This is a genomic window from Kouleothrix sp., from assembly GCF_046328425.1.
In the GTDB taxonomy this organism is placed as follows: Bacteria; Chloroflexota; Chloroflexia; order Chloroflexales; family Roseiflexaceae; genus Kouleothrix.
The window spans coordinates 133,501-150,378 of sequence record NZ_JAXLWP010000019.1 but is presented as its reverse complement, the minus strand read 5'-3'; the positions used below and the strand labels follow the sequence as shown (position 1 = coordinate 150,378).

At 64.2% G+C, this 16,878-nt stretch carries 16 protein-coding genes and 1 pseudogene; 4 read left to right on the top strand and 13 right to left on the bottom strand.

Annotated features, from left to right (window positions below; translation table 11 throughout):
• From U0177_RS18360 to U0177_RS18350, 3 genes and pseudogenes are all read right to left on the bottom strand, one after another.
• Window positions 1–962 (bottom strand): annotated as a pseudogene (locus tag U0177_RS18360) (hypothetical protein); the annotation flags it as partial.
• A gap of 281 nt (window positions 963–1,243) precedes the next feature.
• Window positions 1,244–1,819: a sugar transferase gene (locus U0177_RS18355; RefSeq protein WP_409572104.1), complete on the bottom strand. Its 576-nt coding sequence runs from the start codon at window positions 1,817–1,819 to the stop codon at window positions 1,244–1,246.
• Between the two features lie 216 nt (window positions 1,820–2,035).
• Window positions 2,036–2,920 carry a GGDEF domain-containing protein gene (locus U0177_RS18350; protein WP_409572103.1) on the bottom strand — a complete coding sequence of 295 codons (885 nt, stop codon included), beginning with the start codon at window positions 2,918–2,920 and terminating at the stop codon, window positions 2,036–2,038.
• A 1,141-nt stretch (window positions 2,921–4,061) separates the two neighbouring features.
• Here U0177_RS18350 and typA point away from each other — a divergent pair.
• On the top strand, window positions 4,062–5,900 hold the full coding sequence (typA, locus tag U0177_RS18345) for a translational GTPase TypA (RefSeq protein ID WP_409572102.1): 1,839 nt from the start codon (window positions 4,062–4,064) through the stop codon (window positions 5,898–5,900).
• Between the two features lie 233 nt (window positions 5,901–6,133).
• Here the strand turns inward: typA and U0177_RS18340 are convergent, their stop codons facing one another.
• The 8 genes from U0177_RS18340 to U0177_RS18305 form a co-directional block, all read right to left on the bottom strand.
• Window positions 6,134–6,343 (bottom strand): hypothetical protein, encoded by a 210-nt coding sequence (locus tag U0177_RS18340; RefSeq protein WP_409572101.1) that lies wholly within the window; start codon window positions 6,341–6,343, stop codon window positions 6,134–6,136.
• A 275-nt stretch (window positions 6,344–6,618) separates the two neighbouring features.
• Entirely contained in the window at window positions 6,619–6,843 is a 225-nt protein-coding gene (locus U0177_RS18335) for an HAD family hydrolase (RefSeq protein ID WP_409572100.1), read from the bottom strand.
• A complete protein-coding gene (locus tag U0177_RS18330; RefSeq protein ID WP_409572099.1) occupies window positions 6,761–7,144 on the bottom strand; it encodes an HAD family hydrolase in 384 nt (127 codons plus the stop codon). Before U0177_RS18330 ends, U0177_RS18335 begins: the two co-directional genes overlap by 83 nt.
• Entirely contained in the window at window positions 7,122–7,343 is a 222-nt protein-coding gene (locus tag U0177_RS18325; protein WP_409572098.1) for a hypothetical protein, read from the bottom strand. Before U0177_RS18325 ends, U0177_RS18330 begins: the two co-directional genes overlap by 23 nt.
• Window positions 7,344–7,391: 48 nt before the next feature.
• Entirely contained in the window at window positions 7,392–7,550 is a 159-nt protein-coding gene (locus tag U0177_RS18320) for a hypothetical protein (protein WP_409572110.1), read from the bottom strand.
• Between the two features lies 1 nt (window position 7,551).
• A complete protein-coding gene (locus tag U0177_RS18315; protein ID WP_409572109.1) occupies window positions 7,552–7,755 on the bottom strand; it encodes a hypothetical protein in 204 nt (67 codons plus the stop codon).
• 21 nt (window positions 7,756–7,776) lie between these two features.
• Entirely contained in the window at window positions 7,777–8,304 is a 528-nt protein-coding gene (locus U0177_RS18310; RefSeq protein WP_409572097.1) for a hypothetical protein, read from the bottom strand.
• Window positions 8,305–8,567: 263 nt separating this feature from the next.
• On the bottom strand, window positions 8,568–8,933 hold the full coding sequence (locus U0177_RS18305) for a transcriptional repressor (protein WP_409572096.1): 366 nt from the start codon (window positions 8,931–8,933) through the stop codon (window positions 8,568–8,570).
• Window positions 8,934–9,348: 415 nt separating this feature from the next.
• Here U0177_RS18305 and U0177_RS18300 point away from each other — a divergent pair, with 415 nt between their 5' ends.
• From U0177_RS18300 to U0177_RS18290, 3 genes are all read left to right on the top strand, one after another.
• A complete protein-coding gene (locus U0177_RS18300; protein WP_409572095.1) occupies window positions 9,349–10,371 on the top strand; it encodes an MraY family glycosyltransferase in 1,023 nt (340 codons plus the stop codon).
• A gap of 23 nt (window positions 10,372–10,394) precedes the next feature.
• On the top strand, window positions 10,395–11,888 hold the full coding sequence (locus tag U0177_RS18295; RefSeq protein WP_409572094.1) for an o-succinylbenzoate--CoA ligase: 1,494 nt from the start codon (window positions 10,395–10,397) through the stop codon (window positions 11,886–11,888).
• Window positions 11,889–12,204: 316 nt separating this feature from the next.
• On the top strand, window positions 12,205–12,459 hold the full coding sequence (locus U0177_RS18290; RefSeq protein WP_409572093.1) for a hypothetical protein: 255 nt from the start codon (window positions 12,205–12,207) through the stop codon (window positions 12,457–12,459).
• Between the two features lie 483 nt (window positions 12,460–12,942).
• Here U0177_RS18290 and U0177_RS18285 read toward each other — a convergent pair whose 3' ends face one another.
• The gene (locus U0177_RS18285) at window positions 12,943–13,899 is read right to left on the bottom strand and encodes a fibronectin type III domain-containing protein (RefSeq protein WP_409572092.1); all 957 of its coding nucleotides are present in this window, start codon (window positions 13,897–13,899) and stop codon (window positions 12,943–12,945) included.
• On the bottom strand, window positions 13,848–16,517 hold the full coding sequence (locus U0177_RS18280) for a WD40/YVTN/BNR-like repeat-containing protein (RefSeq protein WP_409572091.1): 2,670 nt from the start codon (window positions 16,515–16,517) through the stop codon (window positions 13,848–13,850). Before U0177_RS18280 ends, U0177_RS18285 begins: the two co-directional genes overlap by 52 nt.
• Window positions 16,518–16,878 lie beyond the last annotated feature (361 nt).

Genomic DNA, 16,878 nt, shown 5'->3' with positions numbered 1-16,878 from the left:
CTGGTGATCAGCAGCGATGGCAGATGCCGGTCGGTGCCGGGGATTTGCAGGTTGGTGCGCAAGATGCGGAAGCTCTCGGCCGCCAGCGTCTCGGGCGCGGCGATCGTCACCAGCTGGGCGCCGTCTTTGCCGGTGAGCTTCTTGTGGCGCGCCAGGCCGCCCAGGTAGGTCAGGCCGGTCACGTTGCGCAGCATCTCGGGCGTGTGGATCACATCGGTGAAGTACTCGAGCAGCATCATCGCGGCCAGGCCCAGCACCAGGCCGGCAATCACGGCTGCCAGCACATTGCGCTGGGTATCGGGCGCAATCGGCGTAGGCTCGGGCACCGCCGGCTCAACTACCGTCACCTTGTTGACATCGCTGGTCTGCAGCAGCTGAAACAGGTCGCTGTAGGCGCGCTGCGCTGCGGCCAGCTGCGAGCGGCGCTCGTCGAGCCGGATGATCAGCGCGCGCTGCGCTGTGGCGTCGGTGGTCTGCTGGATCTGATTCGCCAGCTGGTCGATCTCGGCCTGCGTCGAGCGAATGGTTTCCTGCAGGCGGGCGATCTGGGCCTCGCCCTCCTGGCGGCGCGCCACCTGCTTGCTGCCGGGGCCGCTCGGGCTCAGGGCGATCAGCTCGTCGCCGATGGCGTTGGCGATATCGGCGGCCAGCTTCGGATCGTTGGCATTCGCGCGAATGCTTAGGATCTGGGTGGTGTCGATCCAGGTACCGCTGACCTGGTCGGTCAGCAGGTCGGCGGTCGTGTTCAGCTTGAGCTTGTCAATAACATTCTGCAGCACCGGCCGGCTATTCACCAGCGAGTCGTAGGTCTGGCCGATCTGCGTGCTGGCGCGGAGATCGTTGGAAGAAACGTTCGGGTTATCGAGCACCGAGCCGATCAGGTAGCGCGAGCGCGACTGATACACAACCGGCAGCTGCGACGAATACCAGTAGCTTGTGATTCCCGCCAGCGCAGTGCACAACAGTACAATCCAGCCCCACCTCTGAAAAACCGAAAAATAATTCTTGAGATCCATGCCGTTTTTTCCTCCGTGAGATTGAGTTAGCAGTAACTACCAACTATCTCCTTGTCGCTCAATCGAGCGGCTGCTTTGTTCTGCGCCAGCGCCGCCGGCCTACATGCGGCGCTGGCACCTCTTCAATCCGTCCCATCTCTACCGCCGACGTTGTATATACCGATCAGCCCATTGAACCGCTCGATTGCGGGTTGTGGTTGCCTGCCAGCCAAATCTACCTACGGGCTTTAATACGCGCCATCACCGATGAAGATTTGCGCAGCGGTGAGGAAGATGATTTTGAAATCCATCATCAGGCTTTGGCGCTCAATATAGGCGATATCCAGCTTCAGGCGCTGATCGAAATCCAGGTTGCTCCGGCCGCTCACCTGCCCCAGCCCGGTAAGCCCCGGCACCACTTCCAGCCGCTCGGTATGCCAGAGCCGGTAGGTCTCTGGCGAGAACGAGGTCGGCCGCGGGCCAACGAGCGACATATCGCCCTTCAGCACGTTCAGCAGCTGTGGTAGCTCATCGAGGCTGGTTTTGCGCAGGATCTTGCCGACGCGGGTAATCCGCGGGTCGTTGGAGATCTTGAAATCCGGCCAAGTCAGCTCGTTCAGGTGCGCATATTTAATCTTCAGCTCTTCGGCGTTCGGCACCATCGAGCGGAACTTATACATTTTGAAGCGGCGCCCGCCCTTGCCGGTGCGCAGCTGCATAAAGAACACTGGCCCAGGCGAGTCGATGTAGACAAGCGCCGTCAGCAGCAGCACCAGCGGCACCACCAGCGGCGCCACCATCAGGCAGGCGCTGATGTCGATCATGCGCTTGATGAAATAATATGCCTTACCACGAATGATGCGGTGCTGTGGGTCGATGGCTAGATACCACGGAACACCCGTGCGCGATCGATTCGTTACATCCTGTACCATTTGCTTCGCTCCTTATCGCCCACACGCGTTACGTGAGCAGCGCCTTCCTCTTCCTCGTTCGTCATTGCGGGTGTGGGATGTCGAAGAGAATGCCGATACCGACATGATCTAGGTATCGGCGGTTCGGGTCGTAACGGCAGGCTCAGGTTTCGAGCGCTGCTCGTCCGACGTATCTGGCTCACGCCGTAGTTTCTCGCTTGCTTTGTGTACCAGCTCTTCCGAGGTGAGCGCGGTCTTCGGGAAATCGGCCACGCTGTAGCGAAACCGCAGCCCCAAGTGCTCTTCGACCTGGTGCGACAGGCGGCTCAGCAGCCCTTCGGTCTGCTCGGCCGGCGTCTCGGGCGCGAGCAGCAAGAAATGGCCGTGATCGTCGTGATGCGCCACCGCATCGGTCTCGCGGGTGTTTTTGCTCAGGAACACGCCGAACTGCACCTGCACATAGCGCTTCAGCAGCGCCACCTGTGCGTCGCGCACCGCGCGGTGCAGGGCCGCCTCGGAAGTCGAGGGGTCGAGCTCGATCGCCGCCAGGCTCATCGGGTGCTGGTGGCGCCGCGCGCGGCCCAGCTCGGTGCGGATGCGCTCTTGCATCTGCTCGTAGTCGAGCACGCCAGCGCGGCCTTTGGGCAGCGAGATCGCCTCGACTGCCTCTTCGAAATCCTGCAGGCCACGATTGACATACCAGGCGAGCGCCATGGTGATCATCAGCGCGACGATCTCGGTGATGGTAATATATTTATGAAACCCCTGAAACACCGGGATCGGGCTGACGACCTTCACGATCGTGTAGGCCGTGAAAACACCCGCGCCCAGGGCATACATCACGCGCTGGTTCATGCGCACCAGCATGAACAGCGCGCTCGCGACTGCGACCAGAATATAAAATGCAGAAGTCAGGTTGACGTTTGCGCCTTTGTCAAAGTCGAACCGCTCAATATTAAACAGCAGGCTTAACCATAAGATGGTTATGGCTACACGCCAGCGCATGGACTTCATAGCTCTATATTCCCTTCAGCTCATAAAAACGTCGTGGTGGAGTTCACGGATGTATGGAAGATTGTTGTGAACACCGCCACGTAAGAATTATTCAACTCGAGCAACACTTACCGGCTTGGTCATTCCTACGCTTGCTTTATTAAGAGTAAACACATTCTCACTTATCATAGGGTTAACATGTAAATCCCCTATGAAGTGCTGATAGAGTGAAATAACAAATTTGTTATTATCCCGGCTCCTCTGGAATAGTTGTAGCAGCGCGCGCACGCACCGCAGGCCGCCCACGCAGCGCCGGCCCACTGGCGCCGCGAGCCGCCGGGCTCACTCCCACCAGCCCCACACCAGCCGCCACACCAGCCAGGCACAGCCACAGAATTGATTCAGGTATTCCCGATTGAGAGGCAAAGAAACCGCATGCCGCCGGCTGTGTTCTGCTCTACCTACTCAGCCGGCAGCGGCGCCGGAATGCTCATTGGCGACTTCTTTAAGTGCAGGTTATATGATATAACGCGAGTTCACTTCATTTAGATATGAAGCGCTCGGACGAATTTTGGCCCTGGCTGTGCCCAGAATACCATTTATGCCTTTCAGAAGCCTTAAATTGCCTTTGAATAAAGCCGGGAAATGACAATAAATCCATCCCTCCCCCGGCAGCCACGCAGGCGATAGCGCCTTACCCGGCAACGAACCCCGCACTGGCAGCACAAACTGGGCCATCATGGCGCGCTATTGTTCCGGCATTTGCCAAGCCGGGCTGGTGCGGCGTCAAACTCTCTCCCTCTTGGCCTTGCCCAAGCAGGAGGGAGTGGGGTCGAAAGCCTCTGGATCATCCCTATGTTGCCGAGCCCTGTTTGCCGAGCCAGGGCTGGTGCAAGGTCTTTCGACCCCTCCCCCTACTCCCTTCCCCTGACAAGGGACGGGGAAACACATCTGGCTTTGTGGTGCGGTCGCGGCGGCGACCGCAATGCTGTACCCCTTCTCGCGCGCGGGAGAGGGGGGTGAGGGCCGGCTTTGCACGAGCCCTGTTTGCCGAGCTAGCGCCTTTGACGCGCCCTCGGCTCTGTGGTACACTGATCGATGCTATCGATACGTAGGAATGCAGCCTCGGCCCGGTGCGGCCGAGGTGTTTTGTGTGAGCGCTATGCAACGAACCGACATCCGCAACATCGCAATTATCGCGCACGTCGACCACGGGAAAACGACGCTGGTCGACGCGATGTTGCGCCAAAGCCATATTTTCCGCGACAACCAGCAGGTGGCCGAGCGCGTCATGGACTCGAACGACCTTGAGCGCGAGCGCGGTATTACGATTATGTCGAAAAATACTGCGGTGATCTACAAAGGCGTGAAGATCAATATCGTCGACACGCCCGGGCACGCCGATTTTGGCGGCGAGGTCGAGCGAGTAATGAACCTGGTAGACGGCGTGCTGCTGCTGGTGGACGCGATGGATGGCCCCATGCCGCAGACGCGCTTTGTGCTGCGCAAGGCGCTGCAGGCCGGCCACCGCGCGATCGTGGTGGTGAACAAGATCGACCGGCCAAACGCCCGGCCGAACCACGTGGTGAATGAGACGTTCGATCTGTTTATCGATCTGGGCGCGAACGACGAGCAGGCCGAGTTCGCGACGATCTACACCAACGCGCTCACCGGCCAGGCCGGGCGCTCGCCGCTGAAGATGTACGATACACTCGAACCGCTGTTCGAGGCGATCCTGGCGCAGCTGCCGCCGCCCACGGTTCAGCCGGATGAGCCGACGCAGCTGCTGGTGACGAACACGCTGCACGATCCATATAAAGGAAAGATCCTGATTGGCCGGCTCCAGCGCGGCGTGATCAAGCGCAGCCAGGCGGTAGCGCACATCGACCGCCACAGCGAGCTCAAGCCGGCGAAAGTCAGCCAGCTGTTCGTGTTCCAGGGCCTCGAGCGTATTGAGGTCGAGCAGGCCGAGGCCGGCGATATTATTGCGATCGCCGGGATCGGCGAGGCCGGCATTGGCGACACGATCGCCGACGCCGAGCAGCCCGAGGCGCTGCCGACAATCGCGGTCGAAGAGCCGACGGTGCGCATGACGTTTAGCATCAACAACAGCCCGTTCGCCGGCCGCGAGGGCACTCACGTGACATCGCGCAAGCTACGCGAGCGGCTGTACCTCGAGCTCGAGCGCGATGTCGCGCTGCGCGTGACCGACACCGACACCAACGACGCATTCTCGGTAAGCGGGCGCGGCGAGCTGCACCTGACGATCCTGATCGAGACCATGCGCCGCGAAGGCTACGAGTTCCAGGTCTCGCGGCCCGAGGTGATCTTTCGCGATATCAACGGCCAGAAGTACGAGCCGATCGAGCAGGTGGAGATCGAGGTATCGGGGCAGTACCAGGGCACGGTGATCGAGCTGATGGGCCAGCGCCGCGGGATCATGCGCGACATGAGCTTTCGCGAAGACGGCACTGTGCACATGGTATTTCACGTGCCGACACGCGGCCTGCTCGGGTTCCGCCAGATCTTTCTGACGGCCACGCGCGGCGAGGGCATCGTCAACGCGCTGTTCATGGGCTACGAGCCGCTTGTCGGCGAGATCAACACCCGCGTGAACGGCTCGCTGATCGCCTCGGAGTCGGGCCTGGCGACGACCTTTGGCCTGCACAATGCCCAAGAGCGCGGCCAGCTGTTTATCGGCTCGGGCGTCGACGTCTACGAGGGGCAGATCGTCGGCCAGCACATCCGCGACCGCGACCTGGAGGTCAATGTCTGCAAGCGCAAGCACCTGACCAACATTCGCTCGTCCACGGCGGAAGAGGCGCTGCGGCTAGAGGCGCCGCGTGTGCTTAGCCTCGACGATGCGATCGAGTATATCGGCGATGACGAGCTGGTAGAGGTAACGCCCAAGAGCTTCCGGCTACGGAAGAAGATCCTGGCGGCCGACGATCGCAAGCGCGAGCAGAAACGCCGCGATATGGCGCTGGCGGGGGTAAGCTAATACCAACTCCGTTTGATATCTTTCTTTATACTCTGGCCTGGCCGGGGAAGCCGGGCCGGCCCGAGTATAAATTTGAGGGGCGGCGCAGCCGCCCCCGAACCCCACCCCGCAAGTGATGTATGTAACAGTAAGAAAGCGATTGGCCGGCCGCGCGGAATGCCTAGCTGGTGCGATAGTTACGATTAGCGTGCAGAAACTGGTCGACGGCGCGCTGGGCGGCGGCAATAGCATTGTTAGCCGCGATGGCAAGGCCGTGTCGATCGCCCGAAACTGCGCGTCATGATCGCTCCCTCCTCGGCATCGCGCTCGGCCTTGCAGTGGCGCTGGGCAATTGGCGTGCGGGCCTGCTCGGCCGCGACGACGCGGCCAAGTAGCTGCTCGAACTCGGCCTGCACGCGCGGGTCGTCGTAGCGAATGCCCTGGTATGCCTGTGTAGCGCTCATCAGAAACCTCCTTTGCTGGCAACCATACAGCTACGCCAATCGAGCAACCGCTATGCCATGCGCCGCACCAGCAGCCGCCGGAAAGTACATTCGCCACCACCACCAGCGTGCTGCCCTCGTGGCCCACAACGCCGAGCGGCAGGGCAATATTGCCGATGATCGCTAGGAGCATCAGCGTCGCCATGACGCCAAACGCGAACAGGTTCTGGCGGATCACCTGGCGCGATTTGCGCGCCAGCCAGGCGCGCCGGGCGGGTGATTCAGATCGTCGCCCATCAGCAGCACGTCGGCGCTTTCGAGCGCCACATCGGTCCGGCCGCGCCCATGGCCACGCCCAGCGCGGCGCTGGCCAGCGCGGGCGCGTCGTTGACGCCGTCGCCCACCATTGCCACCGGGCCGTAGCGCGCCTGCAGATCCTTAGCGGCCTCGACCTTCTGGTGGGGCAGCAGCTCGGCGCGGATCTCGTCGACGCCGAGCGCGCTTGCCGAGAGCGACCACATTGCTATTGTCGCCAGTCAGCAGCACGACGCGCTCGACGCCGGCGGCCTTCAGCTGAGCCACCGCCGACGCCGCCTCGGGGCGCACGGTATCGGCAATCGCGATCAAGCCCCACGGCTCGTCGTCGCCGGCACCACCGTGCGACCCTGCGTCCTCCTGGGCTTTGACCTCGATCGCGACATCGGGCGTCAGCTGGCCGAACAGCGAGGGCAGAAAGCCCAATCGCAGGCTGCGCCCGCGAACGGTAGCAGTAGCGCCGGCGCCGGCCTGGGCCTCGAAGTTATCGGCTTCGGGGATGAACACCTCGCGCTCTTCGGCGCCCTTCGATCGCGCGGGCCAGCGGATGCTCGGAGGAGCGCTCGATCGCCGCGGCCACCGCCAGCAGCCGGAACTGCTCGGGCGTCAGATCGCCCAGCTGGTCGTCGTCGGGGCGCAGGTAGCACGCCACGCAGAGCGTATCGGGCAGGCGGCCAGGCCCGCCGACCGGGATCACCGCAACCACGCCAGGCCGGCCGGTGGTGAGCGTGCCGGTTTTATCGAGGCGACCACTTTAATGCGCGCGGCGGCCTCGGTGGCGGCCGCCCTTGAACAGCTTGCCGCCGCGCGCGCGCTGGCGAGCGCCGAAAGCAGCGCCGCCGGGATCGAGATCACCAGCGCGCAGGGCAGGCCCGACCATCAGCGTGAACGCGCGATACAGCGTGGTGGGCACATCAGCCAAGGAACAGCAGCGGGATCGCGATCGCCAGCAGGGTAATGCCGACCACCGCGTAGGCGTAGTACTGGCCGATCACCCGGTCGGTGAAATCTGGCTGTTGGCCTTCTGCTCGCGGGCCTCGCGCACCACCTGCACGATCCGCGCAAGCGTCGAGTCGCCCACCGGCGTGAAACGCGCACGTCGAGCGCGCCCTGGCCATTCAGCGTGCCGGCGAACACCTTCAGGCCCACGCGCTTCTCCACCGGCATCGACTCGCCGGTGATCGAGGGCCTCGTTCACCGCCGACTCGCCCTTGATCACCAGGCCATCGGCCGGCACCTGCGCGCCGGGGCGCACCAGCACCCTCGCCGACCTGCAGGTCGTCGACGGGCACGCGCACGATCTGGCCATCGCGGTAGACATCGGCCTCTTTCGGCGCCATGTCGAGCAGGGCGCGGATCGAGGCGTGGGTACGGCCTCTGGCGTACTGTCTCGAGGTGTTCAGCGAGAACAGGAACATTAGCACCGCGCCCTCGCGCGGCTGCCGATCGCCGCCGCGCGTCGCGGCGATGATCATCAGGAAGTTCACGTCGAACTGGCGCTCCTTGAGCGTCTGCCGAACTTCCTGAATGCTGCTTGGTAACCCGCCGCCGCGTAGGCCAGCGTACAGCGCCCAGGGCACAAACGCCGGCAGGCCGAAAGCTGCTCGATCGAGGTGAGCCACCCGAGGATCGTCGCCACCAGAACAGGTGATCGTCAGGCGGATCATCCGGGGAGCTGGGCGATCTCATTTTCTTCATCGGTGAGCTGAAGCTTATCCCGGCTGGCGCCGGGGCGGCCGCAGGGCGGCGCTCGGTGATGGCAAACGGGTGATCGTGAACGGCCATGAGCGTAGCCTGCCTTTCGTCTGCATTGCTTATTTGTAGTGGCGAACGCCACGTGTTCGTATAGGATGCCCATTTCGAGTTCGTAGATACTAAGAATGATTCTAATTCTGCTCGTGACACGCAGGCTGATGCTAGTGTAGCCAGCTCAAAACGCCCGCGCGGCGAAAGAAACAGCCCCGGCTGGTGAACATCCGGCTACCCGGCGTGGCGCGCGGCGCAGGCGTGGCGCAGGCCATACACAATCACGCCATCCTGGGCACGAGGCGGTAGCCACTACGCGCCGCCACCAGGCCAAGCAGCGCCTCAAGCGTATCGGTAGCACGTCGGCGATCTGGCCGCAGCGCGTGCAGACCACATTGACATGCGGCGCGACGCAGATATCGTAGTGCGTATGATCCTCGCCGACGATATCGAGCGCGCGGTGAGGCCGCAGATCTTCGAGCGCCGCCAGCGTGTTGTATACCGTCGCCTGGCTCATCGACGGATGGCGCGACTTTGCACGCTCGACCATACCTCGCCGGCCGTAGGGTGGCCGCCATGTTCCAGCAGTGCCGCGCACACCGCAGCGCGCTGCGGCGAGCGTTGCCAGCAGCCTCGAGCCGGGCGAGCATGCTATTGAGCTGCGTGAGATCTGGCGCCATAGCTGCGCTCAGGCTCACGCTATTGAAGGCTGTGTATTTAAAATCATTCTAATACACAGGCGTGCGATTTGTCAATCGCGCGCCAGGTTGTTCGGGCTCGTGCAACGTCTGTCGACCCCTCCCCCCTCCCCTGTCAGGGGAGGGGGGTAAGGGGGATGAGGGCCGACTTTGCACGAGCCCTGACAGGAGAAAGGATATGGTTGACGCACCCCGGCGCGGCGTGCTACCATTTTCCATATGCGCGGCCCGCGCCGGGGCCGGCACACCGGTATGGAAACAACATCTATGACACAAATTATTCTGATCTTTCTTACCGCGCTGATCTTCTCGATCCTCGGCACGCCGCTGGCCCGGCGGCTAGCTCTGTATGCCGGCGTCGTCGACTCGCCAGCCGCGCGCAAGCTGCACGCCGCGCCGGTGCCGCTGCTGGGCGGCGCGGCGATCTACGCGGCGTTTATGGTCGGGCTGATCGTGCTGGGCGATCGGGCGTATATTCGCGAGCTGATCGGCATCCTGCTGGGGGCGACGCTGGTATCGCTGTTTGGGCTCGCCGACGACCACTGGGGTCTGCACGCCTACCTGAAGCTCAGCGGCCAGCTGCTGGCCGGGGTGGTGCTGCTGTTCGGCGGCACGCAGGTATACTTGTTCCCGCACTACCCCTGGCTCAACTGGGCGATCACGCTGGTGTGGGTGGTAGGGATGACCAACGCGCTGAACCTGCTGGATAATATGGACGGCCTCTCGGGCGGCGTGACGACCGTAGCAGCAGCGTTTTTTCTGCTGCTGGCCGCGCTGGGCAAGCCGCCGCAGATCCTGGTTGGCGCGATGGCGGCGGCGCTGATTGGCGCGTGCATTGGCTTTCTGCGCTATAACCTCAACCCGGCTACCATCTTCATGGGCGATACCGGCAGCCTGTTTCTGGGCTTCGTGCTGGCTGCGCTCGGCATCAAGCTACGCTTCCCGAACAACGTGCCGTGGACAACCTGGCTGGTGCCGGTGTGCGTGCTGGCGCTGCCGATCTTCGACACCTCGCTGGTGTTTGTGTCGCGGCTGCTGCGCGGCAAGAACCCGCTGACCACGCCGGGCAAAGATCACCTGTCGCACCGGCTAGTGGCGCTGGGGCTGACGCGGCGCGAGGCGGTGCTGACGTGCTACCTGATCGGCGGCGCCTGCGGTATGGTGGCGATCTATATCGCGCAGTCGCGCTTCCCGAACGGCTATGTCGCGGCCTGCCTGCTGGCGCTGGCCGGCGTTGCCGGGATCATCTGGCTGGAGCGGCGCTGCCCGGCAGGCACGCCGCGCGCCTGAGCCGAATCACCAAAGACACTGCTATGCTCACCGAAATACCTCACTGGCTGGCGCAGCGCGCGGCCGCCGCGCCAGGCCGGCAGGCGCTGCTATGCACCGGCGCCAGCTGGACATTCGGCCAGCTCGACGGCTGGGCCACGGCTACGGCGCGGCGGCTGGCGGCGCTAGGGGCGCGCCCCGGCGACCGCGTGGCGCTGCTGATGGGCAACAGCCCCGAGTTCGTGGCGCTGCTGCACGCCGCGCCGCGCCTGGGGATCGCGCTCGCGCCGCTGAATACGCGCCTGGCCGCGCCCGAGCTAGCCTGGCAGTTGGCCGACGCGGGCGCGCGGCTGCTGATCTACGACGACGCCAATGCCGCCCTGGCAATCGACGCGCGCGCCGGGTTGGCGGCGGGGTTTCAGGCCGCCAGCGTGGCCGAGCTGATGGCACAGCGCCAGGCAGACACCGAGCTGCTTTCAACCATCGACCTCGACGCAGTGTTTACGATCATCTACACCTCGGGAACCACCGGGCGGCCCAAAGGCGCGATGCTGACGTACGGCAACTACTGGTGGAGCGCGGTGGGCTCGGCGCTGAACCTGGGCACGCATGCCGACGACCGCTGGCTGGCAATGCTGCCGCTGTTCCATGTGGGCGGGCTGTCGATCGTGGTGCGCGCCGCGATCTACGGCATTCCGCTGGTGCTGCTGCGGGCGTTCGACCCGGCCGAGGCGAACCGGGCGATCGACGAAGACGGCATCACGATCGTGTCGGTGGTGAGCACGATGGTGCGGCGCATGCTCGATGCGCGCGGCGCAGCAGCATACCCGGCGGCGCTGCGCTGCCTGCTGCTTGGCGGAGGCCCGGCGCCACAGCCGCTGCTCGAAGCCTGCGCCGCGCGCGGGCTGCCGGTAGCGCAAACTTACGGCCTGACCGAGGCGGCGTCGCAGGTTGCCACGCTGGCGCCCGCCGACGCGCTACGCAAGCTGGGCTCGGCCGGGCAGCCGCTGCTGCCCACGATGCTGCGGATCGAGCGCGACGGCTCGCCCGCCGCATCCGGCGCAGTTGGCGAGATTGTGGTGCGCGGACCGACGGTGATGCGCGGCTACATGAACCGGCCCGAAGCCACCGCCGAGGCGCTGCGCGCGGGCTGGCTGCACACGGGCGACCTGGGCTACCTCGACGAGGAGGGGTTTCTGTACGTAGTAAGCCGGCGCAGCGACCTGATCATCTCGGGCGGCGAGAATGTGTACCCGGCCGAGATCGAGGCCACGCTGCTCGAGCACCCGGCGGTCGCCGAGGCTGCGGTGGTAGGGCTGCCGGATGCCGATTGGGGCCAGGCGCCGGCGGCGGCGGTGGTGCTGCACGCTGGCGCGGCGGCGGCCCCAGCCGAGCTTATAGCGTTCTGCCGGGCGCGCCTGGCCGGCTACAAGACGCCGCGCCTGGTGCGGGTTGTGGCGGGTCTGCCGCGCAACGCCGGCGGCAAGGTGCAGCGCGACCAGCTGCGGGAGCTGCTGGAGCCGCCCGCGACACCATAGCCATCCACTGTACCAACTCCGTTTGAGCGCTTCCGTATTGTGATGCCCTTTGATTACTTGTGTTTTCATGTGCGGCGCCCGGCAAAGCCGGGCTATTATGAAAACGAAATTCGAGGGCGGCTTCGCCGCCGAACCCCGCCATTGCACAGCCGAATCGAAACGCAGAAGATCGCGTGTGATAGCACGTAACAGGCTGTATCAGACGTGGATATTACCGACGATAGTATTTCTAAACGTTCATCTGGCGGCATACCTAAAATGCCAGGCTCGTGCGTTTTTATAGGAAAGCCCGATAGAGTACCAGGAAGGCAAGAAAATGAAATCGCTGTTTACATTTATGCGTTCCGGCGCGCTTGCGATATTGAAAGCGCCGTTCCGTGGCAGCCGAGCGCCGCAGCCACCGGCACAGATGGACGCCGCGACCTATGCGGCGATGGTGGCCGAGGCCGAGCGGATCGCCTCGCCCTACCGGCGGCATATCGCACACCAGCAGAGCCTGGGCAGCAACGAGCCAGGCGGCGAGTTTCCCGAGGTTGAGGCCCTGCTCGACCGGGCGGGGATCGGAGTATAACAAAAGCTCAAACGTCTTGCATTAGCTCCGGGGTGGAGTAGATGCCGGCCCCACCGGCGTGATGATGAGAGCAAAATCGACCACAAATAGTTGCCGGTGATCGCCGCTTGGTATTTGGCGATCACCGGCCTTTTTATACGCTGCACTGGCTTGATCACGTATAGATTGTGCTGCACTACGTGGCTTCGCCACGTAGTGCAGCTGTCAGAAAAATGGGGCGGCTTCGCCGCCCTCAAACCCCACCAAAGTGCAACACAATAAGAAAATGGAGGCAGGCTTCGCCGCCCCTTAAACCCCACCAAAGTGTAAGAAGCTGTTTGAAAAGGGTGGTTTGGAGGGGACGAAGTCCCTCAAGTATCCACTTTGCAGGTGGCCACGAACGTAGCCGCCACCCGCCAGAAGAAGTGCGAGGGGCTATGCCTCGCGCACCCTTCAAACAGGCTCTAAGTAATCAAGCGAAAAAACAAGCGAACAGAAGGCGCGCTACTGGTAGGTTACCTGCACGCCAACCGAATCGAGCGAGAAGGTGCGCGCCGTCGAGCTGGCGATATTGATGATCCGCACCCGCAGGTTGGCGAAGTCGCCGCTGGCCCAGGTGCGCCCCCAGGTATTGGCCGCCCCGCCCAGCGTGTAGGTGGCGTTGCTGGTTGTCAGCGTCGCAGTGGTCTGCGCTGCAGTCCAGGTGGTGCCGCCATCCCACGAAAGCTGCACGCACATCTTCGGCGCACTTGAGGCGCTGCTCACCTTGGCCCGCAGCTGCACCGCAATGCCCTGGATCGCCACACCGCCGGGGATGCTGAAGCCGTAGTTGTAGAAGTCGTGCTTGTCCTTCGCTGTCGACGTACAGCTTGTCGCGGTGCTGGTGCCGCTACTCGCGTCGGTGGCGAACACGCCATCCGAGGCGTAGGCGTTGGCCGGGCTGCCCTCGAAGCCGTTGTTGTCGCCGGCGCTGCTGGTGACGGCGGCGTTAGCGCTAGGGCCCAGCAGCGGCGTGGTGGTGAGGCCAGCCAGCGTGGTGGCGCTGGCGGTGTTGGAGTACGCCGAGTCGCCGCCGCCATTGGTCGCGCGCACGCGGTAGGTGTAGCTCGTGCTCGCCGCCAGGCCAGTGTCGCTGTAGCTCGTGGCGTTCGCCCCCGCCGTCCCCACCTGCGCGAAGCTGCTGCACCCCACCCCGCTGCACCGCTCGATCTTGAACCCGGTCTCGTCGCTCGCGTTGTCGCTCCAGCTCAGGCTGACCTGGCTGCTTGACGCCGCGCTCGCCCCCAGCCCGCTCGGCGCGTTCGGCGGGGTAGGCAGCGTGCCAAAGCCACCGGCTCCGGGCAGCTGAATGCTGTAGACCGAGCGACCATACGTGAACGCCGCCAGCGTCGTCGCCCCACGGTCGATCGTCAGGTACTGAAGCACAGTGTTGGGCAGACCGTTCTGGTAGCGCTGCCACACCACCGGGCTCGCGTCGATGTCGTTGGTGTAGTAGAACCCGAGTGCGTCCCCACAAACACCTGCTTGCGGTTGTTCGGGTTGGCGATCACCGAGTCCGCCGGCACGTCCGGCAGGTTGCTGCTCTTGTCGACCCACGACCAACTCGCCGCGCTGGTGCGGCTCGCGCTGCGGCTCGCCTGGAACAGGTGGCCGGGCGTGCCGGGCGTATTCGTGTTGAAGCCGCCCACCGCCGCGTACACCACCTGCGCGTTGCTCGGGTCGAAGCCCACGCCCTGGATCGCGCGGTTCGGCAGCACCGCGTTGCCGCCAGTCAGGTTCACCCAGCTCGCCGAGGCGTTGGGCGTGCAGGCAAAGGCCGCCGTGCCGCTGGCCGCCTGGGTGCAGTTCGCGCCGGTGTAGAGCGTATTCGACCACTGCACATTGCCGTCGTCGGTGCCCACCACCGCGCTGGTCGGGCTTGACGGCGCGAATCGCACGTCGATGATTGTGTTGGCGGCAGTATCGGTGGTGATATTGCCCTTGGTGAGGTCGGGCGAGACGGCGGTCCAGCCGGCGCGGGAGGTGCCGCCGGTGCCGCTGGCCCACATCCGGTAGGTGCCGAGGATGATGTTGCGGCAGCTGGCGTTGGTGCAGTGCAGCTGGTCGAGCGTGAACGGCGTCGACCAATCGCTGCGGTCGACCTGCGCGCCAAGCGTGCTGTACCAGGCGCCGTTGCAGCTATTAAAGGCGCCCTGCGCGCCGGTGGTCGAGCAGGCCAGGTCGCCGTAGGTATACTCGGTATACCAGTTTCCGGCGGTGCGGCTGCCGGTCAGCGGGTCGAAGGCGGCGAAAAAGCCGTCGCCACCGTTGCCACGCGCCTGCCACTGCTGGCTGGTGTTGGCCGCATCCCAGCTGGCCGAGCCGTTGTCTTGCATGCCGCCGAAGGCGAACTGGCTGCTGCTGCTGGCGAAGTTCGCGCCAAGCTGGCCGGCATAGAACTGCGAGATGTTCAGCCCGTTTTGCATCGCGGTGAAGCCGCCCACCGCGCCGCTGCCCAGATAGATCCCGCCGTCGTTGCCCACCACGAACTGGCTGCTCGAGATCATCGCGACGGCGTGCTGGTCGGGGTGCAGCGTCCCGTACCCCGCGCACGTCTGGCTATACACATTCGCCAGATTGGTGATCGACGAGACGCCGGTGTAGGTGCTGTTGACGACGATCTTGTACAGGCTGGTGCGGCCAATGTACAGCGTTTTGTCGTTGCTCGGGTCGACGCCGACGAACAGGTCGTACCAGTCCTGGGCTTCGCTTGTCGCAGCGTTCGAGCAGTTCTTGTAGCTTGTGTCGGCCGAGCCGCTGAGCTGCGCCCAGCTGCCGCCGCCGTTGGTAGTGACCCAGGTGCCCAGCGCGTTGGTGAAGTTGATGTCGTAGTTGCTGACCTGCGCGTAGATGATCTGCGGGTTCTGGGCCGATTTCGCCAGCTCGATCCGGCCAACTGTGTTGGCAGTGCCGCCGACGGTGTTCTGCGGAAAGCCGCTTGTCAGCTTGGTGAAGCTCGGCGCGCCGCTTGCCGGGATGGTGGCCTTGTAGATGCCGTTGCCGCCGCCGATGTTGCCGTACAGCCGGCTGCTGTAGGGGTAGCCAATCGCCACGTACATGGTGGTGGGGTTGGTGCTGCCGTCGAGCACGATCGACGAGACGCGCTGCGACTCGCCGGCCAGGCTGTGCACGTTGTAGCGCGCCCAGGTGGCGCCAGCGTCGTACGACACGAAGAAGCCGTGGCGCGTGCCCACCAGCACAGTGTTCGCATTGCGCGGGTCGATCTCGATCGAGCCGATGTTTTGCTCGGGCTTGTCGGGCGTGCCGGCAGCGTAGGGCGTGAACACATCGGCGCCGAGCTGCGTCCAGGTCGCGCCAGCATCGGTGCTCTTCATGATCCCTTCGCTGAACTGGTCGGCCGCGTCGAAATCGCCGGTGCCGACGTAGAGCGTCTGGCCGTCGGACGAGATCGCGATCGCGCCGACCGACTGGATCACGGCGTCCTTGCCCTCCCACAGCGGCGACCAGCTGGTGCTGGCCGAGCAGCAGTTGGTGGTTTTCCACAGGCCACCGGCGGTCGCGCCGGCGTAGGCCACCGCGCTGTTGGCCGGGCTGACGGCCAGCGCGTTGATGCGGCCGGTCACCAGGCCGTACTTGTAGCCGCTCGACGCGGCGTTGTTGTCGATTGGCGCCGGGCCAAGCCCGGTCCAGCTCGTCGTACCGACCGGCTGTGTCGAGTCCGGGCTGGCGGCGCTGGTAAGCGGGCCGCCGCCGGGAAAGAAATCGGCGCCATCGCGCACGCGCTGGCGGATCTGGCTGGCCGCATGCGAGCGCCAGGCTGGCGGAATCGTGCTTGCCGGGTAGGCCAGGCGGTTAAATGTTCGCTGAGCCCGCTCTTGAATATCGGCCGACTCGTTCGTGCCAGCGGCCTGCGGCACGCCGCGCAGCTGCGCATTGCGCTCGCTAGCGCGCTCAAGCGCGCGCCACCATGCGGCATCGAACGAGTTGGCGTAGACCAGGCCGGCGGCGCCAATCAGCACCGCAACGAGTAGCGCCGCGCTCGCGGCCCGCAGCCGCCTGCCGTCCCTGTGGTTGTGCATACCAAACTCCTTGCGTAAGAACAAGCCTAGCGAGTTCAACAGAATTTTAGGACTTGCGCAGTTGGCGTGCTCAGCCTTCGGCAGAGCGGTACTTTCCTTTTTAGCGTGCGGTTGTTCCGCGCCGAGCGCGGAAAAACCCACACAGAAGATGACCAAGTACCATGCTGCCGCAGGCTCAATCTCCTGCCTTCAGGAAGGCGAATCACGCAAGTGCGTAACTCCTAAATTTATTGGAAATAAAAAAGGTGGGGCCGCAGGCCCCCAACGCCCCGGCACAGCACCCCAGAGACACCGAACCGCACGCGACGTACCAGGGCAAACACCACCCCAGGTACAGGTGCGGTAGCGCCTATGCAGCCAG

Coding starts and splice junctions, on each gene's coding strand:
- U0177_RS18355 (WP_409572104.1), bottom strand. CDS start 1,819: ATGATCGACATCAGCGCCTGCCTGATGGTGGCGCCGCTGGTGGTGCCG.
- U0177_RS18350 (WP_409572103.1), bottom strand. CDS start 2,920: ATGAAGTCCATGCGCTGGCGTGTAGCCATAACCATCTTATGGTTAAGC.
- typA (WP_409572102.1), top strand. CDS start 4,062: ATGCAACGAACCGACATCCGCAACATCGCAATTATCGCGCACGTCGAC.
- U0177_RS18340 (WP_409572101.1), bottom strand. CDS start 6,343: ATGAGCGCTACACAGGCATACCAGGGCATTCGCTACGACGACCCGCGC.
- U0177_RS18335 (WP_409572100.1), bottom strand. CDS start 6,843: ATGTGGTCGCTCTCGGCAAGCGCGCTCGGCGTCGACGAGATCCGCGCC.
- U0177_RS18315 (WP_409572109.1), bottom strand. CDS start 7,755: ATGGCCAGGGCGCGCTCGACGTGCGCGTTTCACGCCGGTGGGCGACTC.
- U0177_RS18310 (WP_409572097.1), bottom strand. CDS start 8,304: ATGATCCGCCTGACGATCACCTGTTCTGGTGGCGACGATCCTCGGGTG.
- U0177_RS18305 (WP_409572096.1), bottom strand. CDS start 8,933: ATGGTCGAGCGTGCAAAGTCGCGCCATCCGTCGATGAGCCAGGCGACG.
- U0177_RS18300 (WP_409572095.1), top strand. CDS start 9,349: ATGACACAAATTATTCTGATCTTTCTTACCGCGCTGATCTTCTCGATC.
- U0177_RS18295 (WP_409572094.1), top strand. CDS start 10,395: ATGCTCACCGAAATACCTCACTGGCTGGCGCAGCGCGCGGCCGCCGCG.
- U0177_RS18290 (WP_409572093.1), top strand. CDS start 12,205: ATGAAATCGCTGTTTACATTTATGCGTTCCGGCGCGCTTGCGATATTG.
- U0177_RS18280 (WP_409572091.1), bottom strand. CDS start 16,517: ATGCACAACCACAGGGACGGCAGGCGGCTGCGGGCCGCGAGCGCGGCG.